Genomic DNA, 23,338 nt, shown 5'->3' with positions numbered 1-23,338 from the left:
TCTGCGTCTGAACGGTAGGCCGGATAAGGCGTTGACGCCGCATCCGGCGGTTATGCGCGGATGCCTGATGCGACGCTGGCGCGTCTTATCATGCCTACAAACCTGTGCCTGAACGGTAGGCCGGATAAGGCGTTTACGCCGCACCCGGCGGTTATGTGCAGATGCCTGATGCGACGCTGACGCGTCTTATCATGTCTACAAACCTACACAGCATCGCATCTCAACGGAAAATCAGTACAACAACGCGTACAACTGGCGGCGATACTTCGACGCCAGCGCATCACCGGTCCCCAGCGCAGCGAGGATCTCCTGGAAGGTTTTACGTGTCTGACCGTCTGCGGCAGTTAAATCTTTACGCAGATGCCCAAACAGCAACTCCAGCGCCTCTTCATTGCGCCCAACCTGATGCAGTTGCAGCGCCAGTTGCGTCGCCAGTGCGGCATCTTCTGGATTCTCCGCTACCTGCTGTTGCAGCTGTTGAATTTCCGGCGTATCTGCCGCTTGCTTTAGCAGTTCGATTTGCGCCACCAGTCCCTGATAGCGGGTGTCCTGATCCTGTAACGGAATGGTTTTCAGCACGGCTTCTGCATCTTCAGAACGGTTCAGGGCAATCAGTGTTTCTGCCAGCAGCAGGCCGATCTCCCCGCTCTGATTTGACAACTGCCAGGCTTCTTTCAGCAGCGGCAGGGCGTCGGTGTAGTTTTCTTCCTGCATCAGTTGCATTGCCTGCTGTGCTTTCAGTTCTTCTTCGCGGGGCAGAACTTTATCCAGCAGGGCGCGGATCGCTTCTTCCGGTTGCGGCCCCTGGAAGCCGTCTACTGGTTGCCCGTTCTGGAACAGATATACGGTCGGAATCGCGCGCAGACCAAACTGGGCGGCAATCATCTGCTCCGCGTCGCAGTCCAGTTTTGCCAGAATAAATTGCCCGTTGCACTGCGCTGCGAGGCTTTCCAGGATCGGCGTTAATTGCAAACAGTGCTGGCTACGTTCAGACCAAAAATAGAACAGCACTGGCGTGGTCATCGACTGTTCAAGAACCTGTTGCAGGTTAGATTCGTTAATGTTGACAATATTTTCTACGGACATGGAGTCACTCTCTGTTGTCGATATTTTCTTTGACATGGGGGCTTAAGCGCACGCTTCAACTCACCCCTGCAATATTTTGTCCATCAAGCGCCCCGGTAGCAGGCGCTTGAGCATCATTACCGCCCAGGTCACCAGCGTCACCGGATAGCGCATCCTCGGCCTCTCGCTAATAAAAGCATGGCGCACTTTGTCGACCACTGCTTCTGGCCCTAGCGTAAAGCGGGCGGCGATGCCGGGATTTTCGACTGGTTTATCACTTTGCGTCTGGTTGACGTTGTCGGTGAAGCGAGTACGAATGGGACCGGGCTCAATCAGGCTGACTTTAATTCCGCTGTGGCGCAGTTCCATGCGCAGTGCGTCTGACCACGCCTCCAGCGCATATTTACTGGCTGCATAAGCACCGCGGCCCGGTGTGGAGATTAACCCCATCACCGATGAGGTCATCACAATACGTCCTTCACCGTGTGGCAACATCGCGGGTAACAGGCGCATGGTGAGCTGGTGTGCGCCAAAAAAGTTGGCGGAAAACTGCTGTTCCATCTGCGCGCGGCTGATGGTGGAAAGGGGGCCATACACGCCGAATCCGGCATTGTTAAAGATCCCATACAGACAATTATCGGTCAGGGCGATCACTTCGTCGGCTGCGTGATCAACGCTTTCTGGTGAATCCAGATCGATCAACACACCGGTGAATCCCATGCTGTTCATGCGCGCAACATCATCCGCTTTCCGACAACCTGCCAGCACATGAAAAGCCTGGCGTTTTAATTCGAGCGCGCTTTCCAGTCCAATTCCACTGGAACATCCGGTAATTAAGACCGATTTTTGCATAACTTTACCTGTCAGGATCTCCGTTGCTTTATGAGTCATGATTTACTAAAGGCTGCAACTGCTTCGCCATCCAGTCGGCAATAAACGGCTGGGCGTCGCGGTTGGGATGAATACCGTCATCCTGCATCCATTGTGGTTTGAGGTAGACCTCTTCCATAAAAAAGGGCAGTAGCGGGATGTCGAACTCTTTGGCGAGCTTTGGATAAATAGCACTAAAGGCTTCATTATAACGGCGACCATAGTTTGCCGGCAGACGTATTTGCATTAACAATGGTTCTGCGTTGGCGGCTTTGACATCCTGCAAAATCTGGCGCAGCGTCTGCTCTGTTTGCTGCGGCTGAAAGCCTCGCAAACCGTCATTGCCGCCCAGTTCTACCAGCACCCAGCGTGGTTGATGCTGTTTCAGCAAAGCCGGAAGGCGCGCCAGCCCTTGTTGCGAGGTGTCGCCGCTGATGCTGGCATTAACGACCGACGTTTTACTCTGCCACTTATCATTCAATAAGGCAGGCCAGGCCGCGCTGGCTGACATTCGATACCCGGCGCTCAGGCTATCACCCAGAATCAACAACGTGTCCGCTGCGGCGGCGCGGAAGGTTAACAGGACCAGAAACAGGAAGGGCAAATGCCAGCGGAAAACATTGTTGAAGTTCATCATCTTAAGAAGTCCGTCGGTCAGGGGGAGCATGAACTCTCCATCCTCACCGGAGTTGAGCTGGTTGTCAAACGCGGCGAGACCATCGCACTGGTGGGCGAGTCGGGATCGGGTAAGTCAACCTTGCTGGCGATCCTCGCCGGGCTGGATGACGGCAGCAGTGGCGAAGTGAGTCTGGTGGGACAACCGCTACATAATATGGACGAAGAAGCGCGGGCAACGTTACGTGCGAAGCACGTAGGCTTTGTTTTTCAGTCATTTATGTTAATTCCTACCCTTAACGCGCTGGAAAACGTCGAGCTTCCGGCGCTGCTGCGCGGTGAGAGTAGCCTGGAAAGCCGTAACGGGGCGAAAGCGTTGCTCGAACAGTTAGGACTGGGTAAACGTCTTGATCATCTTCCGGCACAGCTTTCTGGCGGCGAACAGCAACGAGTGGCGCTGGCGCGAGCCTTTAATGGTCGACCTGATGTGCTGTTTGCCGACGAACCCACCGGCAACCTTGACCGCCAGACGGGCGATAAAATTGCCGACCTGCTGTTTTCCCTCAACCGTGAGCATGGCACCACGTTGATTATGGTGACTCACGATCTGCAACTGGCGGCGCGCTGCGACCGCTGCTTACGGCTGGTGAACGGGCAGTTGCAGGAGGAAGCATGATTGCACGTTGGTTCTGGCGTGAATGGCGCTCTCCGTCACTATTAATTGTCTGGCTGGCGCTAAGCCTGGCGGTGGCCTGCGTGCTGGCGCTGGGCAATATCAGCGATCGCATGGAGAAAGGTTTAAGCCAGCAAAGCCGTGAGTTTATGGCGGGCGATAGGGCGTTGCGCAGTTCACGTGAAGTACCGCAAGCGTGGCTGGAGGAAGCGCAAAAGCGCGGCCTGAAAGTCGGCAAACAGCTGACTTTTGCCACTATGACTTTTGCGGGCGACACGCCGCAACTGGCGAGCGTCAAGGCGGTGGATGATATCTACCCGATGTATGGCGATCTGCAAACCAATCCCCCTGGCCTGAAACCACAGGCGGGAAGCGTTCTGCTGGCGCCACGACTGATGGCGCTGCTTAACCTGAAAATCGGCGACACCATCGACGTGGGCGATGTCACGCTACGGATTGCCGGAGAAGTGATTCAGGAGCCGGACTCGGGTTTTAACCCCTTCCAGATAGCCCCTCGCCTGATGATGAATCTGGCAGATGTCGACAAAACCGGAGCCGTGCAGCCGGGAAGTCGGGTCACCTGGCGCTATAAATTCGGCGGCACGGCAAACCAGCTTGATGGTTATGAACGATGGTTGCTACCGCAACTCACGGCAGAACAACGCTGGTATGGTCTGGAACAAGATGACGGTGCGCTGGGGCGATCGATGGAACGCTCGCAACAATTCCTGCTGCTTTCGGCACTGCTAACCTTACTGCTGGCTGTGGCGGCGGTGGCAGTGGCAATGAATCATTACTGTCGAAGCCGTTACGACCTGGTGGCGATCCTCAAAACGCTGGGGGCAGGGCGAGCGCAACTGCGTAAGTTGATTGTCGGTCAGTGGTTGATGGTACTGGTGCTTTCAGCCGTTACTGGCGGGGCGATGGGGCTGTTGTTCGAAAACGTGTTGATGGTGCTGCTTAAGCCCGTTCTGCCTGCGGCACTACCGCCTGCCAGTCTCTGGCCGTGGTTATGGGCGCTCGGCACCATGACGGTTATCTCACTGCTGGTGGGACTTCGACCGTACCGCCTGTTGCTGGCAACGCAGCCTTTACGCGTATTACGTAACGATGTGGTAGCCAACGTCTGGCCGCTGAAGTTTTATCTGCCGATTGTCACTGTGGTGGTTGTGTTGCTGCTCGTCGGACTGATGGGCGGCAGTATGCTGCTGTGGGCGGTGCTGGCGGGTGCGGTAGTGCTGGCTTTGCTGTGCGGCGTGCTGGGCTGGATGCTGCTGAATGTATTGCGCAGCATGACTCTTAAATCGCTACCTCTGCGCCTGGCGGTCAGCCGCCTGTTGCGCCAGCCATGGGCGACGTTAAGCCAGCTTTCAGCCTTTTCGCTCTCCTTTATGCTGCTGGCACTGCTGTTGGTGTTGCGTGGCGATCTGCTTGACCGCTGGCAACAACAACTGCCGCCAGAAAGCCCGAACTATTTTTTAATCAACATCGCTACGGAACAGGTTACACCGCTAAAAACGTTCCTGGGTGAGCACCAGGTCGCCCCCGAGACATTTTATCCGGTGGTGCGAGCACGTCTGACGGCGATTAACGGCAAGCCGACTGAAGGCAATGAGGATGAGGCGCTCAACCGCGAACTCAACCTCACCTGGCAAAATACGCGGCCCGATCATAACCCGATCGTCGCTGGTAACTGGCCGCCAAAAGCGGATGAAGTATCGATGGAAGAGGGGCTGGCGAAACGCTTAAACGTTGCCCTCGGCGATACCGTGACTTTTATGGGCGATACCCAGGAGTTTCGTGCCAGGGTGACCAGCCTGCGCAAAGTAGACTGGGAAAGTTTGCGGCCTAATTTCTATTTTATTTTCCCGGAAGGGGCGCTCGATGGGCAGCCGCAAAGCTGGCTTACCAGTTTCCACTGGGAGAACGACAACGGCATGTTGACGCAACTTAACCGCCAGTTTCCGACTATTAGTCTGTTAGACATTGGCGCGATTTTAAAACAGGTCGGTCAGGTGCTGGAGCAGGTAAGTCGGGCGCTGGAAGTGATGGTGGTGCTGGTGACGGCCTGCGGTATGTTGCTGGCACAGGTGCAGGTGGGAATGCGTCAGCGCCATCAGGAGCTGGTGGTGTGGCGCACTCTCGGCGCGGGGAAAAACCTGCTGCGCACAACATTGTGGTGTGAGTTCGCCATGCTCGGGTTTGTCTCCGGCCTGGTGGCTGCGATTGGCGCAGAAACGGCGCTGGCGGTATTGCAGGCGAAAGTGTTTGATTTCCCGTGGGAGCCAGACTGGCGATTGTGGATTGTGCTGCCGTGCAGCGGTGCGCTGCTTCTTTCCTTGTGCGGAGGCTGGCTGGGCGCACGACTGGTTAAGGGGAAGGCGCTGTTCAGGCAGTTTGCGGGGTGATGACAGGCGTCAGATTGCCTGATGCGCTACGCTTATCAGGCCTACAAAGATCGTGCAATATATTGAGTTTTCGAGATTTTGTAGGCCGGATAAGGCGTACACGCCGCATCCGGCAGTTGTGCGCAGATGCCTGATGCGACGCAGGTGCGTCTTATCATGCCAGGAAACCAGCGCTCAACCGTAGGGCGGATAAGGCGTTCACGCCGCATCCGGCATGAACAACGCGCACAGAATCTCCCCCATTACTGCGCTTTAACCCACTCCATCACTTCCGCCCACTCACCGCGAAAAACGATTTTTTCAGCTTTTTTCTCAAGCTGATAGCGATACATCGGGTCGTAATATTCTTCAAGCAGTGGCACCAGCCAGGCCAAATGACCATCGGTGCTGCCGGTTGCGAGTTGCGTTGCCAGCGCCGTATCCAGTCGTGCGGCCAGTTCGTTATAGCGCTGTAGCCCAAGCCGACGCTTAATCGCCGAAAGCCCATGGTGCAGGTATTCGCAATACTCTTGCCAGCCCTGTTCGTCGCCGTACGCGTGGGTAAAATCATGATGCATACGCAGGAAATACTCTTCGTTCAGGCGTTCAAGACGGATTTCAAACGGATCTTCTACTACCGCAATCGTCGCCTGAGTCATTCGCTCGCGCAGACATTCCGGCAGGTGATTCGAACCGATCATCCGGCTTTCATCTTCCAGCACCCACAGGCGCAAATCCTGACGGGCGTCGGTTTTTAGCATTTCAGCAGCCAGCAGGTTTTCAAAACTCGCCTGGCTAAGTTGCGGTTGTAGCGTGCGGCCAAAAGCAGAACCGCGATGATGCGCCAGCCCTTCCAGATCAACGCCGTTGGGTTGTTGTTGTACTAACCGTGTTTTTCCACTGCCGGTACAGCCGCCAATCAGCACAATGGGTTTTTGTGACAGTTCGATAGTTGCCTGAATCGCGGCCTGGCGCAGTGCTTTATAACCGCCGTTGACCAGCGGATAGTCAATCCCGGCATCATGCAACCAACGTTGCACAATATGTGAACGCTGACCGCCACGGGCGCAGCAGAGAATACCTTGCGGATGTTGCAGACATGCTGCTCGCCAGGCGTCCATGCGCTGCTGGCGAATTTCACCCGCCACCAGTTTATGCCCCAACGCCAGCGCCGCGTCTGACCCTTGCTGTTTATAGCAGGTGCCAATGGCGGTGCGTTCATCGTTATTCACTAACGGCAAGTTGATAGCAGCGGGCATCGCACCTTGTTCAAATTCAACGGGCGCGCGGACATCGATAATAGGTGTATCGGCGATGAGTATCGCGCGATAGTCCGTTCCATCGTTCATGTTAAATCCTGAATCTAACTAAACAGCAATGGGCGGGATTTTACGCGCACAGCGAGGCGCCGGGGAAGGGTAAGATTGATTCCCCGGCATTTATGGTTTAATTGAGCTTATTTTGTGCCCAGATTACGCCGCTGGCATATTCCGGCGTTAGTAGAGGGATTAATGCTTCCAGCGTTGCAGTCAAACGTGATGTATCACCGTCGGTTAAATTCAGGTGACCCACTTTACGACCCGGACGCACTTCTTTGTTGTACCAGTGCAGATGCACCAGTGGTAGTTTCAGCCAGTCATAATTCACATCGCTGCCAATCAGGTTAATCATCACCGACGGGCTATTAACCACTGGTTGCGGTAACGGCAAATTGGTAATCGCCCGCAGATGCAGCTCAAATTGGCTGATGCTGGCGCCGTTTTGCGTCCAGTGACCGCTGTTATGTACGCGTGGGGCCAGTTCATTGATCAGCAGACCTTGAGGGGTGACAAAACACTCCATCGCCATCACGCCCACGTAGTCCAACTCCTGCATAATCGCCGATAGCATTTCTTCGGCCTGAGCTTGCTGTCGGGCATTGGCCTGCGGAAACGCGACGCTGGTACGCAGAATGCCGTCCTGATGCAGGTTGTGTGTTAGCGGATAAAACACGGTGCTGCCGTCAAAGCCGCGCGCGCCAACCAGTGATACCTCGCCGGAGAAGTTAATACCCTGCTCGACAATACATTCGCCGTAGCATTCAGCTGGTAACTGTGCAGTTTCATCGGCGCGTAAACGCCATTGACCGCGACCGTCATAGCCGCCAGTGCGACGCTTAACAATCGCCAGTTCGCCAAGTTTTTCGAATACCGCAGACCATTCGTTGCGATCGACCAGTAACTGCCACGGCGCGGTCGGCAGACGGAGCTTGTTAAAAAGCTGCTTTTGGGTCAGACGGTCGGCAATAATCGGGAACACATCGCGGTTCACAAAAGCCGGATGGCGCGCCAGCTCGCGGGTTAATGCGGTTTCTGGCCAGCGTTCGATCTCAGCGGTAATCACGCTTTGTTGAAAGGGCACCGCCGCAGGCTCAGCGTCCAGCCCGACAGGCCAGACAGCAATCCCTAACGGCTCGCCCGCCTGGCGTAACATACGGCCTAACTGCCCGTTACCGAGGACGCAAACCTGTTTCATGCCGCACCCCGCGGGTCCGGGTTTTCCAGCACTTCGTCGGTCTGGGCTTTGCGCCAGTCGTTCAGACGCTGGTGCAATTCTTTGTCGTGAGTTGCGAGAATTTGTGCTGCCAGTAACGCCGCGTTTGCCGCACCGGCTTTACCAATCGCCAGCGTACCTACCGGAATACCGCGTGGCATTTGCACAATGGAGTAAAGACTATCAACACCGCTCAGTGCGGCGCTCTGTACTGGTACGCCCAGCACTGGCACCAGCGTTTTGGCGGCAATCATGCCCGGCAGATGCGCCGCGCCGCCTGCGCCCGCAATAATCACCTGATAACCGTTCTCTTCGGCGCTTTCGGCGAAGTTGAACAGTTTATCGGGGGTGCGATGAGCGGAAACCACTTCAACGTGGTGCGGGACATTCAGTATTTCGAAGATTTCGGCGGCGAACTGCATGGTAGCCCAGTCGCTTTTGGACCCCATCACGATGGCGACACGCGCCGGATTATTGCGGGAAGACATGCGTCTAAAAACTCCTGTGGTGCACAACTCTCGGCTTTAGAGGGCACAGATAATAGCACGGAAAAAGAGCAAGGAAAACGGTTGCGTAGACGAGATTAACCGTCATTCGTTGAGTTTTTAGTCTGAGTTGTGTGTTGATTATGCGCTCTGGCTGAACTGGCAAAGAATGTCCATATCAGCACAATGCTCCACGGAAAAAAGCAAATACCGACAATCAATATAAATCTTTCTACAAAGCGTTGGTTGTGAGGGTGGGTAAGCAATAAGTAGATCATATAGAAATAAACTATCCATGAAATGACTGCCGCCGCTACCAGTGACAATGCGCCAAAATAGAAACCAACAAGCCCAAACCAGCTAATACACAGAGGTGCTCCTGCCATAAGGGCGATGCCAGAAATCAAAAATCCGTTGCAGCGTTGCATAATAATATTCCCTGTCGTTATTTCATTCAGGGACTATTACCTTGTTGACTCAGAAAAAGATATACCGGTTGCGGTAGTCTGGTGCCTTTTTCGGAATTTATTAATTCGTGGTTAAAACGGAAAATGGATTAATTCAACGTCATCTGCCGTGACTTTCACCATCGATCCTTCTGTATGCCAGGCACCCAGCACGATGCGGAAAGCAGATTGCTGATTAGCGATGAGTTCATGCACCGCCGGACGATGCGTATGTCCGTGGATTAGCCATTGTGCCTGATTTTTTTCCATCGCACTGACCACCGCGTTTTGGTTAACGTCCATGATCGCCAGCGATTTACTGCTGTTGGCTTCTTTACTGTTCGCGCGCATTCGCGCGGCAATACGTTTGCGCACAAACAACGGCAGGGCGAGGAATAGCGTTTGCAACCAGGGTTTGTGGACTTTGGCACGAAAAGCCTGATAACTCGCGTCATCGGTGCACAGCGTGTCGCCGTGCATAATCAACACCCGGCGACCATAAAGTTCGAGCACTTTTTCTTCCGGCAATAACGTCATGCCGCTTTCGCGAGCAAAGCGTTTGCCGAGCAGAAAATCACGGTTGCCATGAATGAAATAACAGGGAACGCCGGAATCGGATACCGCTTTGATCGCCGCCGCTATCTGGCGATGAAGTGGGTTGGGATCGTCGTCACCAATCCAGGCTTCAAACAGATCGCCAAGAATATACAGCGCGTCGGCCTTGCGGGCTTCCCCCGCTAAAAAACGCAGAAAACCGGCGGTGATCGCCGGTTCTTCCACGCAGAGATGAAGATCTGCAATAAAGATTGTCGCCACGATTACTCGCTAACGGTCACGCTTTCAATGATGACGTCTTCTTTTGGCACGTCCTGATGCATGCCGCTACGACCGGTTGCCACACCTTTAATTTTGTCGACTACGTCCATGCCTTCAACCACTTCTGCAAACACGCAGTAGCCCCAACCTTGCAGGCTTTCACCGGAGAAGTTCAGGAAGTCGTTATCAACCACGTTGATGAAGAACTGGGCAGTTGCAGAGTGTGGAGCCTGAGTACGCGCCATCGCCAGCGTACCACGGGTATTTTTCAGACCGTTGTTGGCTTCGTTTTTGATCGGTTCTTTGGTGGCTTTTTGTTTCATGCCTGGTTCAAAGCCGCCGCCCTGAATCATAAAGCCGTTGATAACACGGTGGAAAATGGTGTTGTTGTAAAAACCTTCGCGGCAGTAGTCCAGGAAGTTTTTAACTGTTTCAGGTGCTTTATCGTCAAAAGTTTTGATGACAATATCGCCGTGATTGGTGTGGAAAGTAACCATTTTTGCATCCTGTTCCGTTTGATTGGTGCTTCGACCCGGTTCGGGTCATATATAGGGTGGTGTTATAGCATAACCGCACGATCGGATCATCTCGCAATGTATGCTGATTCGTGCGGGAAATATGGGTATTATACGCAACTCAATTACCACACATGTCTAAACGGAATCTTCGATGCTAAAAATCTTCAATACTCTGACACGCCAAAAAGAGGAATTTAAGCCTATTCACGCCGGGGAAGTCGGCATGTACGTGTGTGGAATCACCGTTTACGATCTCTGTCATATCGGTCACGGGCGTACCTTTGTTGCGTTTGACGTGGTTGCACGCTACCTGCGTTTCCTCGGCTATAAGCTGAAGTATGTGCGCAATATTACCGATATCGACGACAAAATCATCAAGCGCGCCAATGAAAATGGCGAAAGCTTTGTGGCGCTGGTGGAGCGTATGATCGCCGAAATGCACAAAGATTTTGATGCTCTGAATATCCAGCGCCCCGACATGGAACCGCGTGCGACGCACCATATCGCAGAAATTATTGAATTGACCGAGCAACTGATCGCCAAAGGTCACGCTTATGTGGCGGACAACGGCGACGTGATGTTCGACGTACCGACCGATCCGACTTATGGCGTGTTGTCGCGTCAGGATCTCGACCAGCTGCAGGCAGGCGCGCGCGTTGACGTGGTCGACGACAAACGCAACCCGATGGACTTCGTACTGTGGAAGATGTCGAAAGAGGGCGAACCGAGCTGGCCGTCTCCGTGGGGCGCGGGCCGTCCTGGCTGGCACATTGAATGTTCGGCAATGAACTGCAAGCAACTGGGTAACCACTTTGATATCCACGGCGGCGGTTCAGACCTGATGTTCCCGCACCACGAGAACGAAATTGCCCAGTCTACCTGTGCCCATGATGGTCAGTATGTGAACTACTGGATGCACTCAGGAATGGTGATGGTTGACCGCGAGAAAATGTCGAAATCGCTGGGTAACTTCTTCACCGTGCGTGATGTGCTGAAATACTACGACGCGGAAACTGTGCGTTACTTCCTGATGTCCGGTCACTATCGCAGCCAGCTGAACTACAGCGAAGAGAACCTGAAGCAGGCGCGTGCGGCGCTGGAACGTCTCTACACTGCACTGCGCGGCACAGACAAAACCGTTGCGCCTGCGGGGGGTGAAGCGTTTGAAGCGCGCTTTATTGAAGCGATGGACGACGATTTCAACACCCCGGAAGCCTATTCCGTGCTGTTTGATATGGCGCGTGAAGTGAACCGTCTGAAAGCGGAAGATATGGCGGCAGCCAACGCAATGGCGTCTCACCTGCGTAAACTGGCTAGTGTGCTGGGCCTGCTGGAACAAGAACCGGAAGCGTTCCTGCAAAGCGGCGCGCAGGCAGACGACAGCGAAGTGGCTGAGATTGAAGCGTTAATTCAACAGCGTCTGGATGCCCGTAAAGCGAAAGACTGGGCGGCGGCAGATGCGGCGCGTGACCGTCTTAACGAGATGGGGATCGTGCTGGAAGATGGCCCGCAAGGGACCACCTGGCGTCGTAAGTAATTCCTCCTCCTCAATTATCCAGGGCAATGTCTGAATGGCATTGCCCTTTTCTCATTTTGTCTCCATTGAGCATCACTCTGACATCTGTCACGACAAATTTTATTGTCATCCAACATACTGTGGTTTCGTCATAACTTGCAGAATGGAATCTCCTCTTGCCGATGAATAATTTTCCTCCCTTCCGACTGACGTTGATTACCCCCTACCAGACACTCTCTGCACTGGTTATGCGACTTGCGGCGGAATACAGTTGTGCCGTTCATACCCTTGAAGCGGTGCTGGATGAAGTCTATCAGATCAGCGAGCAGTGCCTGGGACAGCAACCGGAAGTGTTGCTCAGCCGGGGAGGAACGGCGGAATATCTACGTTCAGTAGTACAAGATGTCCCTGTTGTCGCTATCAAAACCGCGCCGCTTGACCTCCTCTGTGCGCTACAGCCTTTTGTTCATCGTATTCGCCATGTCGCGTTTTTTAATTTTGGCGAATCAATGCCTGGCGTTGCGGACATAGCTCGTGCGCTGGATATGCAGATTGACGAATATGTTTTCCACACTCAGGAAGAGATGCAGAGTCAGTTGCTCATTTCCCGGCAACTGGGCGCTGAGATGGCACTCGGCGGGCAGCTTACTGTTCGTCTGGCGGGAGCGGTGCAGTTCCCCTGTGTACTGCTGGAAACAGGAGAACATTCTGTGCGTCAGCTATTGCAGGAAGCGGCGAACATCGCGGGCGTCCGGCGTAAGCTTTCGGCGCGTTCAGCACGCCTGAATACCGTTCTGAATAATATCGCACAAGGCATTATCGTCACCGATGAGCGGGATGGTATCTCAATGATTAATCCGGCAGCGGAGCGATTGTTGAATGTCGATGCGACGGGAACATTAGGCAAACCGATCAGCGAGGTTATCCCGTTATCCCGCGTCCCGCAGGTGCGCCAGAGCGGGCAGCGAGAACAGGGCGAATTACTGGAAACAGCCGGACGCACGCTGGTCGCGGATCGGGTGCCAATTCTTGATGATGGATACTGTCTCGGCGTAGTGTGTACTTTTGCCGATAGTGGCCGGATTCAACGTGCGGAGCAACGTTTGCGCCATCAATTGCGTAATAAAGGCTTCACTGCACGTTACAGTTTTGATGATGTTTTAACCTGCTCTCCGGCAATGCTGGCGGTGAAATCGCTGGCGAAAACGTATGCCGCCGCTAATGCCACCGTATTGATTCAGGGGGAGACGGGAACAGGTAAGGAATTGTTTGCTCAGGGTATTCATCTTGCCAGTCGCCGGGCTGACGGGCCGTTTGTGGCAATTAACTGTGCGGCAATCCCGGAGGCGTTGCTGGAAAGTGAATTATTCGGTTACGAAGAGGGAGCATTCACTGGCGCCCGACGTAGCGGTAAGGCGGGAATGTTTGAGCTGGCACACCAGGGGACATTGTTTCTGGATGAAGTGGGAGAACTGCCATTGTTACTCCAGGCGCGCTTGTTACGTGTGTTACAAGAGCGCGAAGTGGTTCGTTTGGGGGGCACACAGGTTATTCCTGTTGATGTACGTATTTTGTGCGCGACGCATCGGGATCTTGACCAGTGCGTGTCGGTAGGAACCTTTCGTCAGGATCTGCTGTATAGATTGAATGTGCTTTCGTTGTTCATTCCGCCGTTACGAGAGCGGCGTAGCGATATTCTCCATCTTGCCAGACATTTTCTTGGTCAGCAGCAGATTGAAAAGCACCGGGTAAATCACGTGCTGGAGGCGGTGGGGGCGCAACTGGAGCGCTACAACTGGCCGGGGAATTTGCGTGAACTGCAAAATATTACGGAGCGGCTGGCGTTGTTTGTCACTTTCGAGCCGCAAACCGACTGGCGTCAGCGGCTGAGCATGGTCTGGTCGCCCGCTGCGCAGGGCAAAGATAACGCTGTTTTGCCGCTGACGTTACAAGGGGAGTTTGCTTCGCTCAAAGAGATGGTGCGGGATCTGGAGCAGCAGATTATTCACTACTATTTGCAACGCAACAATGACGATCAAACTCGCGTTGCACAATTGTTAGGTATCAGCCGTATGAGCCTGTGGCGTCGGATGCAGGACGGACATTCAGAGACATCATGCGAACAGTGAACGACGTTAAAGGTGATAACGCCGTTCACCAACGTATGATTAATGAGATTCAGATGTGGCGGCTTTGCGCGGGCGTATGGTGAGCACCAGTATCGCCGCAGCAATCAGACAGCCGACCATCAGACCAAACCCCGCAGCATATGACCCCTGATAGTATTGAATCAGATAACCAATCGCGATGGGAGCGATAAAACCGCCGATCTGCCCTCCGGTATTGATAAAACCACTGGCGAAGCCCATTACTTTGGTGGGCAGCACTTCCATTGAAATTGCCCAGAACACGCCAAACGGCATAAAGATGCCGAATGCTGCTGTCAGCGTCAGCCACAGTACGCACATATTGGGATCTGCGGCGGCAAATGCCTGCCACATAAACAGCGCACCCAACAGGTAACATGTGGCGACGAAAATCTGCTTACGTCCGCCAAACAGGTGATTACACACCCAACTGGCAATCAGCATCGCGACGAACGAGGCAAAGAAAGGAATAGAGGCGACGAGCCCCATTTTCACCATTGCAAACTGACGTACATCAACCAGATAAGACGGCAACCAGGAGAGGAATCCCCAGAAGGCGATGCCAAAGAGCAAGTAGGTGCACATCAACATCCACAGTCCAGGTTCACGAACGGCCGCAGCAAGCGCCAGTCGCTTTTCTTCTTTACTGAGCGCCACCGTATCGGAGGCTGTTTGTCCTTCACGAATTTCCGCCAGTTCCTGCGGCGTTACGTCAGGGTGATCTTCCGGTTTGTCACGCATGTACTTCCAGCACAACCAGGTGACGATAAAACCGGGGATCGCGAAGATGTAGAACACGCCGCGCCAGCCTACCCATTGCATCAGTAAAACCACCAGTAACGGAGCGAAAGCTGGGCCTAAGGCGATGGAGCACAGATTCAGCGAGTTAGCGCGAACTTGCTCCTTTTTCGGAAACCATTGACTGATAAGCTTCCAGGAGGCGGGCGGATGCATTGCTTCGCCTGCGCCAAACAACGGGCGTACCAGCAGCAGACCAATAAAACCGCCGACCATGCCAGTAAAGGCGGTAAACAGCGACCACCAGAACAGCGCCAGCGTCATGGTGACCCGACCACCAAAACGGTCAACCATCAACCCCGCGCCAATTTGCAGTAAACCATAGCCGATGAAAAAGGCGCTGAGCACTAATCCTTTTTCGCCGGCAGTGAGTCCCAGTTCATTGCTGATCGCGGGTAAAGCAACCGAAAAATTAACGCGATCAAGGTAAGAAATCAGAAAAATCAACCAGAGTATCAACAACATCTTGTTGCGTACTCGCCATTGACCCGATCCTGTCGTCATTATTATCTCCTTCAGGTAGTTATGCTGTGAAATGCAGTAAACCTTGTTGCGACATCCAGTTCTGGATCAGCGCGGCAATGTCATCCGCGTTGCGATCCATAATCAGAATGTGTGAGTTGCCATGGATCCCCTGTTTGGGAAGCTCGAGCCACGTTACGGGGACGTTCGCTTGTGAAAGCTTCCCGGCCCAGGCAGTGACATTGCGATAAAACTCAGGCCACCAGGTTTCTCCGGCGTCGAGGTTGTCGCCCCAGATAACCAGGAACGGTATGTCACGGAGTTGCGTAAGATCGACGCCTGCAGTATCCGGCGCGCCAGATGGCTCCAGCAGAATGACTTCCGCCACACGTTCCGGGTGTTGCTGCACGACATTCAGGATCTGTCCGCAGCCTTGGCTATGGGCGAGAATGACGCTTTTACCTAATTTGGCGAGCAGCGCGGCATAAGCCGCTTCCGCCAGCGCGTCATTGCATGTCCAACGCGGAACGGCTTGTTTCATGAAGATATCGAACGCTTCGACGGGAAATTGCTGTCCAGGCCAGACTTCACGTGTCGGATAATTCGGACCAAAACGAAAACTTTCCCATGCTTGTTGCTTGGTACGGAACTGGGGTTGCCCGGCGTAGATATGTGGGTACTGAGCCCATGAAGCCCGGCCACGTTCTACACCATCGCAGACATATGTGTTATGGCCGTGACGCAGGAAGTAGTGGTGCATACCTGGGCGACCGTCCGGCGTGGTTTCCCAGCAGGCTCCGGTCATGCCGCCGCCGTGGACAAACACCAACGGCCAACGTGCCTGCGGCTGTTCAAGTTCGATGAACTGTACGTACATCTGTCCCGCTTCGAATTGCCCGTTAGGATCGAGTCGCGACGGGGTACAACCTTTGGCGATAGTGGTTTCAAATGTCGGCTGACCGCTGATTTCGTACTCCTGGCCGCCGACGAAAAAGCTGCCAAGATTGCGGATATGCAAGGTTGCATTACTCATCGCAGAGGTTTCCTGTCTGGAAATTAAACTCACGATAACATCGTGCCTGTGACAAATGACTCGTTATGCCTGTCTGGAGATGTTGACGAATAAAGGCTACCGCATGCAGCAATTTCTCCTGATCAATGCCGGTCTGCACACCCATTCGCCAGAGCATGTTGACGGTATCTTCTGTCGCGCAATTACCTGCCGCACCTGGCGCGAACGGGCAACCGCCCAACCCGCCAGCGGCAGTCTCCAGGCGTCGTATGCCATGCGTCAATGCCACGAGGGTGTTGGCCAGCGCCATACCGTGGGTGTCATGCAGGTGCAGACCGATATCCAGCAGAGGGTGAATGTTGCGTACTCTGGAGAGTAATTCCCCTGTCTGTACCGGAGAGGCGACGCCGATGGTGTCGCACAATGTCACGTCTTTGATGCCGCGGGATACAGCTTCCGACAGCAGCCGCAAAACGGCATCAACACTGACGGCCCCTGCGAACGGGCAGCCAAAGACAGTCGCCATACTGAGGGTGACGTGCATATCGGGCCTGGCAGTGATAATAGCAGACAGTTCTGCCAGCGAATCCGCGTGAGTACGCTTGATATTGGCTTGATTGTGTTGCTCGCTGGCAGAAATCACATAGCTGATATGGCGCACGCCAGCATGCCAGGCATCCTGCGCCCCCCGCAGATTAGGCACCAGAGCGACGATGTCTAGTCCCAGATTCTCGCGGGTATTGCGTTGTAGAACATGTGCGACTACCTGTCCGGCATCAGCCATTTGCGGGATTGCTTTCGGGTTAACAAACGACGTGATTTCCAGGCGTTTTAATCCGGCATCGATCAGCAAATCAATCGACTGCGTTTTGATTTCTGTGGGGATCCAGGTACTGATATTCTGAAAACCATCGCGCGGGCAAACCTCTGTCATAGCGATATCTGGCGGCAGAGACGCAGCGTTAATCCATGATTTCAGGTTCACAGGATGCCCTCCGCGCGCAACTGCGCAAGTTCCGCATCGTCTAAACCCAGTCTGGAGCTGTAGATTTCCTGATTGTGTTGCCCAAGAAGTGGAGAAGGCGTTCGGATGCCGGTTGGTGTACTCGTCAGCTTGATGTGGGAACCCGTGAGTTTTAGCGTCCCCGCGATGGGATGTTCGACATCAATAAACATCTCGCGAGCATCGGCAATATGCGGGTCGCTAACCAGTTGATCAATGTTATTAATTGGCGCGGCAGGGACTCCGGCATTCAGCATGCAATCGACGATCTCATTGACGCTGTACTGGCGACTCCAGATCTCAATTATTGGCTTGAGCAGCGCATGGTTTTTGACGCGCAGTGGATTACTGTTGAACTCTTCACGGATTGCCAGTTCTGGTTGCCCCATGGTCTGAGCGACCAGACTCCACAGTTTGTCGTTGGCGGCGGCAATTACTACGTCACCGTCGCGGGCTTTAAAGGTGTCGTAGGGATAGCAGGATTCGTATCGGTTGCCGATATGTTCGGGAATTCGCCCCTCTGTCAGGTAAATCTGGGTGATAATCTCCAGACTGGCGACGACCGAATCCACCAGGGCAATATCGACCTTTTGTCCTTCGCCAGTCTGGTCGCGGTGGCGCAATGCGGCCAGCGTGCCGATAGTGGCCGAAAGCCCGGCTAAAACATCGCTCATCGCCGTACCAGAGCGGGTAGGTTCACCGCCGGGCCAGCCCGTGGTGCTCATCAACCCGCCCATCGCCTGACCGATAATGTCGTAACCTGGACGCTGACTGTATGGCCCGGTATGACCAAAACCGGAAATCGCGCAGTAGATGATACGCGGGTTAACCTTTCTCAGCTCGTCATAGCCTAGCCCCAGTTTTTCCATCGTGCCTGGACGGTAATTTTCCACCACGATATCGGCAGTTTTGACCAGTTCCAGAAACAGTGCCTTGCCGCGCCCTTTCAGGTTGAGAGTGATCCCTTTTTTGTTACGGTTGAGATTCATGTAATAGGCGCTTTCGCCATTTTTAAATGGTGCGAACTGTCGGGTATCGTCTCCGACACCGGGACGTTCGATTTTGATTACCTCCGCCCCCATATCCGCCAGCATCATGGTGCAAAAAGGGCCAGCCAGTACGCGGGTTAAATCCAGTACCTGTAATCCGGCAAGCGCGCCTTGTTTATTTTCCATCTGTTACTCCTTGCTGCGTTGTAGAAATTGCTTGTTCGCTATAGCAAGGGATGTGCCAGCTGACGTGAGAGAAGTCAGGAAGGCAGGTACAGGAGGCGTTGACAGCAAAAAGAAGATGATAAATGTGTGGTGAGAGAAAACTGAACTGTATCAAAAATGGGAAGGTAATTATGGCGTTTGATACAGTTCAGGGGAAAGCCAGGAGACAAGCAATGTATCTGCTAACTCAGCGCTTTCTGCGCCACCACAACATTCCCATCAGTACCATCCCCGGCAACCATACCCACATCAATTCAGAAATTATCACCTGATGACCGTACGGCGTGGTGTAACGAGACAACGCGAACGGCGCGACCTTAATCACCTGCCAGGGAGCGAAAAAGCGTTCCTCTGACCACGGCCACAGCCAGCCAACGCCTTTACCGCCAGTGGTTACCGAATCCAGCAAGCTGTGCGATAACAACGAGACGGTTAAAAACAGCCAGCAGCGAATCAGTCCAGCCCTGAACCATCGACGTCCAATTAGCATGCATAACAGCGGGACAACAAACGCAAACACCAACGAATGGGTAAAACCGCGATGACCAAAAACATTGCCGTAAGCAACGCCAAATTTAAACGACAATACGTCGGCATCGGGCAGCATCGCCACGACGATTCCGGCAAATAACAGGCGCGGGGGGATGATTTTCGAACCCAACCCCAAACCAATGCAAAGGGGAACGGCGGCGTGCGTAATAACGGTTGGCATGATGATCGCTTCGGCAAAATGTCGATGCTATCAGCATGGATGAACGGGGCGTAGAGGGCAAAAGTCTGAAAAGCGAACCGGCCTGTTGATACAGGCCGGGAAAGGGATCAGGCAACAACCTGTACGCTGTGACCAGCAAAACTCACGGTCTGACCGGCGACGATTTTGCAGCGTTTGCGCGTTTCAACCGTACCGTCGACTTTCACCTGGCCTTCGGCAATCGCGATTTTCGCCTGCGCGCCGCTTTCGCTCCAGCCTTCCAGTTTCAGCAAGTCGCACAGCTCAACGTGCGGATGTTTACCTAAAGAAAATGTCGCCATGTTACTCACCCTGTGGATCATGATATTCAACGCACGCCTGTAGCGTGTTTTCAATCAGCGTGGCAACCGTCATCGGGCCAACGCCGCCCGGAACAGGCGTAATGTATGAGGCGCGTTTAGCCGCGTCTTCAAACACCACGTCGCCCACAACTTTGCCATTTTCCAGACGGTTGATGCCGACATCAATCACAATAGCGCCTTCTTTGATCCAGTCACCGGGAATAAAACCCGGCTTACCGACGGCGACGATCAACAGATCGGCATTTTCTACGTGATGACGCAGATTTTTAGTGAAGCGGTGAGTCACGGTGGTGGTGCAACCAGCGAGCAACAGTTCCATGCTCATTGGGCGACCGACGATATTCGACGCGCCAATCACCACGGCGTTGAGGCCGAAGGTATCAATGTTGTAACGCTCAAGCAGTGTGACGATACCGCGCGGGGTGCAGGGACGCAGACGCGGTGCGCGCTGACACAGACGACCGACGTTATAAGGATGGAAACCGTCCACGTCTTTGTCCGGGTGAATCCGTTCCAGCACTTTAACGTAATCAATTCCTGCAGGAAGCGGTAACTGCACCAGAATACCGTCGATGGTGTTGTCGGCATTCAGCGCATCAATAAGCTCAAGCAGCTCTGCTTCGCTGGTGGTTTCCGGGAGGTCATAGGAGCGGGAGACGAACCCGACTTCTTCACAAGCCTTACGTTTGCTTGCGACATAAATTTGCGATGCAGGGTTGCTACCCACCAGCACAACGGCCAGTCCTGGCGCCCGCAGTCCGGCTGCAATACGCGCCTGAACTTTTTGAGCAACTTCAGAGCGCACCTGCTGCGCAATCGTTTTACCGTCAATAATCTTTGCTGCCATCAGAGAGAGGATTCCATCTGTTACGTAGGTCGAAGGGGATAAGTCTATTTTGTCAGAAGCGGGGCGCGCTGTCAGGTTTCGTTTCAGATTTATCACGAGAAGTTACATAAAGAAACTATGTTAAACGAATTGGTGAGTTTGCTAAGCAAGCTATTTGCAATGGACTAGAGCAATTTAGGCAATATCTGAGGTTAGAAAAAGTATTTTCGGTCTGTTATTTTTTTGAGGGAAGGCTATTTTTATCGTGAATAATCTTTTTGCGCAGAAACTTTCATTCACCCGTCTCTCTGTCTTCATGCCAGGACTGGGAGGTAAAAGCATTTTTAGAAGATGAAAATAACCTTACAGCTATATTGATGCCATTAATGTAACAATCGAATCTGTAAGGATATTAGAGTCGTATGTGAGCATGAAGGTATATCTATGAAATCGGTCTTCATTTCTTCTATCATCGCCGTCACTCTGTTTGCAACTGCCAATACCTATGCAGCAACAACCAACGGTGGCGTTATTCACTTTGAAGGCGAGTTAGTTAATGCAGCCTGTGCTGTAAATACGGAGTCAGCCGATCAGGTTGTCTCCCTCGGTCAATATCGAACAGATCTCTTTAATGCTGTTGGCGCAACTTCTGCATCAATTCCGTTTACTATTGAGTTGAATGACTGTGATGTTTCTATTGCTGCTACTGCCGCTGTTGCATTTTCGGGGCAGGCAGATGGTAATAATGATGATTTATTAGCCATTGTTTCAGGCACTAATGTAGCGACGGCAACAGGGGTCGGTATTGAAATCCTGGATAATACTTCCAAAACACTAAAACCTGATGGATCGGTTTTCTCTGAAGCGCAAAGCTTAATTACGGGGACTAACGTTTTGCATTTTTCTGCACGGTATATGGGAACGGGACTTAGCGCAACCGCAGGTCAGGCAAATGCTGATGCTACGTTTATAATGCAATATCCTTAATCTCTCACTTATCACGATTTTTTAATTATTCTGTAAGACGAAGCGGCATGATATATGGTTATCATAAGGCATATTGAGTTTACATCATGCCGCTATATTAGAAAGATTAAGGTATAGAGCAATGTTGTGTTGACCAAACGCAGGCTCTATTTTCTATGATATTCATCGTTTTCTTGTCGCCAGAAATACACAAGGTGTGTTGGCTATGTTGTCTAAATTGAAGATTTTATTATCTCAGATTGTCGACAAAGCGCGCTCTGTTCATGCAAGTTCAATATATTACAGGTGCCGTGCAGGCCTGATAAACATTGCGCATCAGACAATTTTATGTTTGCCATTATTCTCATTGTTTATTGTAAGTTGCCTTTTTATTTCAGTAAACGCTAACGCGGCTGGTGGAATTGCTCTGGGGGCTACGCGAATTATTTATCCTGCAGATGCGAAACAAACATCGGTCTGGATTAGAAATAACCACTTACAGGAAAGATATCTGGTCAATGCCTGGATTGAAAATAGTAATGGTGTGAAAGATAAATCCTTTATCATTACGCCGCCGCTATTTGTCAGTGAACCCAAAAGCGAAAATACATTACGTATCATATATACCGGATCACCGTTAGCTACAGATCGCGAATCGCTATATTGGATGAATGTCAAAACGATACCCTCGGTAGATAAAGGTGCGCTGGAGGGCAGAAACGTATTGCAACTGGCGATATTATCAAGGATGAAATTATTTCTCCGTCCTGCAAACTTACAGGAACTTTCCGCCGGGGCACCGGATTTACTCCAGTTTTCTCGTTCTGGTAATGTTCTCAATATCCGTAACCCGTCGCCATTTTATGTCACTCTGGTTAACCTGAAAGTAGGAAACCAAAAAATACAAAACGTTATGGTCTCACCTAAAAATAATTCACAGTTCCCCTTGCCTGCAGGAGTTCAGGGAAAATTGACGTTTCAGACTGTTAACGATTATGGCTCGGTAACCCCCGTCAGAGAGGTGAGTTTGCATTAATCAAGTTCACCAAACATATTGAAAATAATTATGAAGACAAAAAAAAAGAGATATCTATCGCATCGGCAAGGATTGTTCTTTCTGGCAATGTGTCATCCACTGATAAGTCAGGCAGGCAGAAAGTTATTTTAATCCCGCATTTTTATTATCAAATGGTGAGCCTGTCGCTGATTTATCTCGTTTCGAAAAAGGTAACCATCAACCAGCAGGTGTTTATCGCGTCGATCTCTGGCGTAATGAGGAGTTTATTGGCTCACAAGATATTGTTTTTGAAACGTCAACAGAAAAAACCGGAGATAAATCTGGTGGTCTGATGCCATGTTTCACAATGTCGCTCCTTAACAGAATAGGGATTAGTGCGGCAGCTTTTCTGGCATTACAGGAAAAACAAAATGACAGTTGCATAAATTTACTTAAAGTTGTTCCGGATGCACAAATTAATTTTGATTTTTCAGCATTGCGACTGAATGTCAGTATTCCGCAAATTTTATTGTCAAATAGCGCCAGAGGATATATTCCTCCAGAGGTGTGGGATGAGGGTATTCCTGCTTTCCTTCTGAATTATAATTTCACTGGGGACAAAGGAAATGGTAATGACAATTACTTTTTTAGCGAATTGAGTGGGCTGAACTTAGGACCGTGGCGTTTGCGAAATAGTGGATCGTGGAGTTATTCCCGCGGTAACGGTTACCACTCTGAAAAATGGAATAATATTGGGTCATGGGTACAACGAACCATCATTCCGTTGAAGAGTGAAATAGTAATGGGGGATAGTAATACAGGAAGTGATATTTTTGATAGTGTCGGTTTTCGCGGTTTCCGACTCTACTCTTCCGATAGCATGTATCCCGATAGTCAGCAAGGGTTCGCCCCTGTCGTCCGTGGGATCGCCCGGGTG

Annotated in this window: 22 protein-coding genes and 1 pseudogene; 7 read left to right on the top strand and 16 right to left on the bottom strand. The window is 52.3% G+C overall.

Annotated elements, in window-relative coordinates:
- Nucleotides 1–231 precede the first annotated feature (231 nt).
- From cnoX to tesA, 3 genes are read right to left on the bottom strand one after another with little or no spacing between them, the layout of a single operon-like run.
- Complete coding sequence (gene cnoX / locus EA14781_RS01775) at nt 232–1,086, bottom strand: chaperedoxin (protein ID WP_002430241.1); 855 nt, start codon at nt 1,084–1,086, stop codon at nt 232–234.
- A gap of 60 nt (nt 1,087–1,146) precedes the next feature.
- Nucleotides 1,147–1,956, bottom strand: a complete 810-nt coding sequence (gene ybbO / locus EA14781_RS01770) for an NADP(+)-dependent aldehyde reductase (protein ID WP_000148923.1) — start codon at nt 1,954–1,956, stop codon at nt 1,147–1,149.
- Nucleotides 1,946–2,569 (bottom strand): multifunctional acyl-CoA thioesterase I/protease I/lysophospholipase L1, encoded by a 624-nt coding sequence (gene tesA / locus EA14781_RS01765; protein WP_002430239.1) that lies wholly within the window; start codon nt 2,567–2,569, stop codon nt 1,946–1,948. Before tesA ends, ybbO begins: the two co-directional genes overlap by 11 nt.
- Between tesA and ybbA the strand changes: the two genes are divergently transcribed.
- The gene (gene ybbA / locus EA14781_RS01760) at nt 2,540–3,226 is read left to right on the top strand and encodes a putative ABC transporter ATP-binding protein YbbA (RefSeq protein WP_002430238.1); all 687 of its coding nucleotides are present in this window, start codon (nt 2,540–2,542) and stop codon (nt 3,224–3,226) included. The genes tesA and ybbA overlap by 30 nt on opposite strands.
- Nucleotides 3,223–5,631, top strand: a complete 2,409-nt coding sequence (gene ybbP, locus EA14781_RS01755; RefSeq protein ID WP_000561918.1) for a putative ABC transporter permease subunit YbbP — start codon at nt 3,223–3,225, stop codon at nt 5,629–5,631. The genes ybbA and ybbP overlap by 4 nt, the downstream gene beginning before the upstream one ends.
- 242 nt (nt 5,632–5,873) lie before the next feature.
- Here ybbP and mnmH read toward each other — a convergent pair whose 3' ends face one another.
- The 6 genes from mnmH to ppiB form a co-directional block, all read right to left on the bottom strand.
- On the bottom strand, nt 5,874–6,959 hold the full coding sequence (gene mnmH / locus EA14781_RS01750; RefSeq protein WP_000997739.1) for a tRNA 2-selenouridine(34) synthase MnmH: 1,086 nt from the start codon (nt 6,957–6,959) through the stop codon (nt 5,874–5,876).
- Between the two features lie 97 nt (nt 6,960–7,056).
- Entirely contained in the window at nt 7,057–8,124 is a 1,068-nt protein-coding gene (gene purK, locus EA14781_RS01745; protein WP_000815582.1) for a 5-(carboxyamino)imidazole ribonucleotide synthase, read from the bottom strand.
- Nucleotides 8,121–8,630, bottom strand: a complete 510-nt coding sequence (gene purE, locus EA14781_RS01740) for a 5-(carboxyamino)imidazole ribonucleotide mutase (RefSeq protein ID WP_002430236.1) — start codon at nt 8,628–8,630, stop codon at nt 8,121–8,123. The genes purK and purE overlap by 4 nt, the downstream gene beginning before the upstream one ends.
- 95 nt (nt 8,631–8,725) lie before the next feature.
- Entirely contained in the window at nt 8,726–9,055 is a 330-nt protein-coding gene (locus tag EA14781_RS01735) for a hypothetical protein (protein ID WP_001188437.1), read from the bottom strand.
- A 111-nt stretch (nt 9,056–9,166) separates the two neighbouring features.
- Nucleotides 9,167–9,889, bottom strand: a complete 723-nt coding sequence (gene lpxH / locus EA14781_RS01730; RefSeq protein WP_000190887.1) for a UDP-2,3-diacylglucosamine diphosphatase — start codon at nt 9,887–9,889, stop codon at nt 9,167–9,169.
- Between the two features lie 2 nt (nt 9,890–9,891).
- Nucleotides 9,892–10,386 (bottom strand): peptidylprolyl isomerase B, encoded by a 495-nt coding sequence (ppiB, locus tag EA14781_RS01725; protein WP_000256002.1) that lies wholly within the window; start codon nt 10,384–10,386, stop codon nt 9,892–9,894.
- A 172-nt stretch (nt 10,387–10,558) separates the two neighbouring features.
- Here ppiB and cysS point away from each other — a divergent pair, with 172 nt between their 5' ends.
- Nucleotides 10,559–11,944, top strand: a complete 1,386-nt coding sequence (gene cysS, locus EA14781_RS01720) for a cysteine--tRNA ligase (RefSeq protein ID WP_000912384.1) — start codon at nt 10,559–10,561, stop codon at nt 11,942–11,944.
- Between the two features lie 161 nt (nt 11,945–12,105).
- Entirely contained in the window at nt 12,106–14,052 is a 1,947-nt protein-coding gene (locus EA14781_RS01715; RefSeq protein WP_001058882.1) for a sigma-54-dependent Fis family transcriptional regulator, read from the top strand.
- A 39-nt stretch (nt 14,053–14,091) separates the two neighbouring features.
- On the opposite strand, the gene EA14781_RS01710 is transcribed toward EA14781_RS01715, so the two are convergent.
- The 7 genes from EA14781_RS01710 to folD all read right to left on the bottom strand — a co-directional run bounded on the left by EA14781_RS01710 (nt 14,092) and on the right by folD (nt 20,459).
- Nucleotides 14,092–15,372 (bottom strand): MFS transporter, encoded by a 1,281-nt coding sequence (locus tag EA14781_RS01710; protein ID WP_000206944.1) that lies wholly within the window; start codon nt 15,370–15,372, stop codon nt 14,092–14,094.
- Nucleotides 15,373–15,391: 19 nt separating this feature from the next.
- On the bottom strand, nt 15,392–16,363 hold the full coding sequence (locus EA14781_RS01705) for an alpha/beta hydrolase (protein WP_000063667.1): 972 nt from the start codon (nt 16,361–16,363) through the stop codon (nt 15,392–15,394).
- A complete protein-coding gene (locus tag EA14781_RS01700) occupies nt 16,356–17,327 on the bottom strand; it encodes a hydroxymethylglutaryl-CoA lyase (protein ID WP_001050206.1) in 972 nt (323 codons plus the stop codon). Before EA14781_RS01700 ends, EA14781_RS01705 begins: the two co-directional genes overlap by 8 nt.
- On the bottom strand, nt 17,324–18,520 hold the full coding sequence (locus EA14781_RS01695; protein WP_000428636.1) for a CaiB/BaiF CoA transferase family protein: 1,197 nt from the start codon (nt 18,518–18,520) through the stop codon (nt 17,324–17,326). Before EA14781_RS01695 ends, EA14781_RS01700 begins: the two co-directional genes overlap by 4 nt.
- Nucleotides 18,521–18,746: 226 nt before the next feature.
- A complete protein-coding gene (locus tag EA14781_RS01690) occupies nt 18,747–19,271 on the bottom strand; it encodes a metal-dependent hydrolase (protein WP_001143529.1) in 525 nt (174 codons plus the stop codon).
- 107 nt (nt 19,272–19,378) lie between these two features.
- On the bottom strand, nt 19,379–19,591 hold the full coding sequence (gene ybcJ, locus EA14781_RS01685) for a ribosome-associated protein YbcJ (protein WP_000190292.1): 213 nt from the start codon (nt 19,589–19,591) through the stop codon (nt 19,379–19,381).
- A 1-nt stretch (nt 19,592) separates the two neighbouring features.
- Nucleotides 19,593–20,459 (bottom strand): bifunctional methylenetetrahydrofolate dehydrogenase/methenyltetrahydrofolate cyclohydrolase FolD, encoded by an 867-nt coding sequence (folD, locus tag EA14781_RS01680; protein WP_000729157.1) that lies wholly within the window; start codon nt 20,457–20,459, stop codon nt 19,593–19,595.
- A gap of 423 nt (nt 20,460–20,882) precedes the next feature.
- On the opposite strand from folD, the gene fimA reads away from it, so the two are divergent.
- From fimA to EA14781_RS01665, 3 genes and pseudogenes are all read left to right on the top strand, one after another.
- Nucleotides 20,883–21,425, top strand: coding sequence for a type 1 fimbrial major subunit FimA (gene fimA, locus EA14781_RS01675; RefSeq protein ID WP_000843548.1), 543 nt, complete (start codon nt 20,883–20,885; stop codon nt 21,423–21,425).
- Between the two features lie 205 nt (nt 21,426–21,630).
- Complete coding sequence (gene fimC, locus EA14781_RS01670; protein ID WP_000949438.1) at nt 21,631–22,440, top strand: type 1 fimbria chaperone FimC; 810 nt, start codon at nt 21,631–21,633, stop codon at nt 22,438–22,440.
- 115 nt (nt 22,441–22,555) lie between these two features.
- Nucleotides 22,556–23,338, top strand: a pseudogene (locus tag EA14781_RS01665) (FimD/PapC N-terminal domain-containing protein); the annotation flags it as partial.

This window comes from Escherichia albertii NBRC 107761 = DSM 17582, assembly GCF_000759775.1.
Classification (GTDB): domain Bacteria; phylum Pseudomonadota; class Gammaproteobacteria; order Enterobacterales; family Enterobacteriaceae; genus Escherichia; species Escherichia albertii.
The sequence above is the reverse complement of the archived record's forward strand: the minus strand, read 5'-3'. Positions and strand labels throughout refer to the sequence as shown.

Coding starts and splice junctions, on each gene's coding strand:
- fimC (WP_000949438.1), top strand. CDS start 21,631: ATGTTGTCTAAATTGAAGATTTTATTATCTCAGATTGTCGACAAAGCG.
- ppiB (WP_000256002.1), bottom strand. CDS start 10,386: ATGGTTACTTTCCACACCAATCACGGCGATATTGTCATCAAAACTTTT.
- EA14781_RS01715 (WP_001058882.1), top strand. CDS start 12,106: ATGAATAATTTTCCTCCCTTCCGACTGACGTTGATTACCCCCTACCAG.
- cysS (WP_000912384.1), top strand. CDS start 10,559: ATGCTAAAAATCTTCAATACTCTGACACGCCAAAAAGAGGAATTTAAG.
- mnmH (WP_000997739.1), bottom strand. CDS start 6,959: ATGAACGATGGAACGGACTATCGCGCGATACTCATCGCCGATACACCT.
- ybbO (WP_000148923.1), bottom strand. CDS start 1,956: ATGACTCATAAAGCAACGGAGATCCTGACAGGTAAAGTTATGCAAAAA.
- purK (WP_000815582.1), bottom strand. CDS start 8,124: ATGAAACAGGTTTGCGTCCTCGGTAACGGGCAGTTAGGCCGTATGTTA.
- EA14781_RS01690 (WP_001143529.1), bottom strand. CDS start 19,271: ATGCCAACCGTTATTACGCACGCCGCCGTTCCCCTTTGCATTGGTTTG.
- tesA (WP_002430239.1), bottom strand. CDS start 2,569: ATGAACTTCAACAATGTTTTCCGCTGGCATTTGCCCTTCCTGTTTCTG.
- cnoX (WP_002430241.1), bottom strand. CDS start 1,086: ATGTCCGTAGAAAATATTGTCAACATTAACGAATCTAACCTGCAACAG.
- fimA (WP_000843548.1), top strand. CDS start 20,883: ATGAAATCGGTCTTCATTTCTTCTATCATCGCCGTCACTCTGTTTGCA.
- EA14781_RS01695 (WP_000428636.1), bottom strand. CDS start 18,520: ATGGAAAATAAACAAGGCGCGCTTGCCGGATTACAGGTACTGGATTTA.
- purE (WP_002430236.1), bottom strand. CDS start 8,630: ATGTCTTCCCGCAATAATCCGGCGCGTGTCGCCATCGTGATGGGGTCC.
- EA14781_RS01735 (WP_001188437.1), bottom strand. CDS start 9,055: ATGCAACGCTGCAACGGATTTTTGATTTCTGGCATCGCCCTTATGGCA.
- EA14781_RS01705 (WP_000063667.1), bottom strand. CDS start 16,363: ATGAGTAATGCAACCTTGCATATCCGCAATCTTGGCAGCTTTTTCGTC.
- ybbA (WP_002430238.1), top strand. CDS start 2,540: ATGCCAGCGGAAAACATTGTTGAAGTTCATCATCTTAAGAAGTCCGTC.
- EA14781_RS01710 (WP_000206944.1), bottom strand. CDS start 15,372: ATGACGACAGGATCGGGTCAATGGCGAGTACGCAACAAGATGTTGTTG.
- ybcJ (WP_000190292.1), bottom strand. CDS start 19,591: ATGGCGACATTTTCTTTAGGTAAACATCCGCACGTTGAGCTGTGCGAC.
- folD (WP_000729157.1), bottom strand. CDS start 20,459: ATGGCAGCAAAGATTATTGACGGTAAAACGATTGCGCAGCAGGTGCGC.
- ybbP (WP_000561918.1), top strand. CDS start 3,223: ATGATTGCACGTTGGTTCTGGCGTGAATGGCGCTCTCCGTCACTATTA.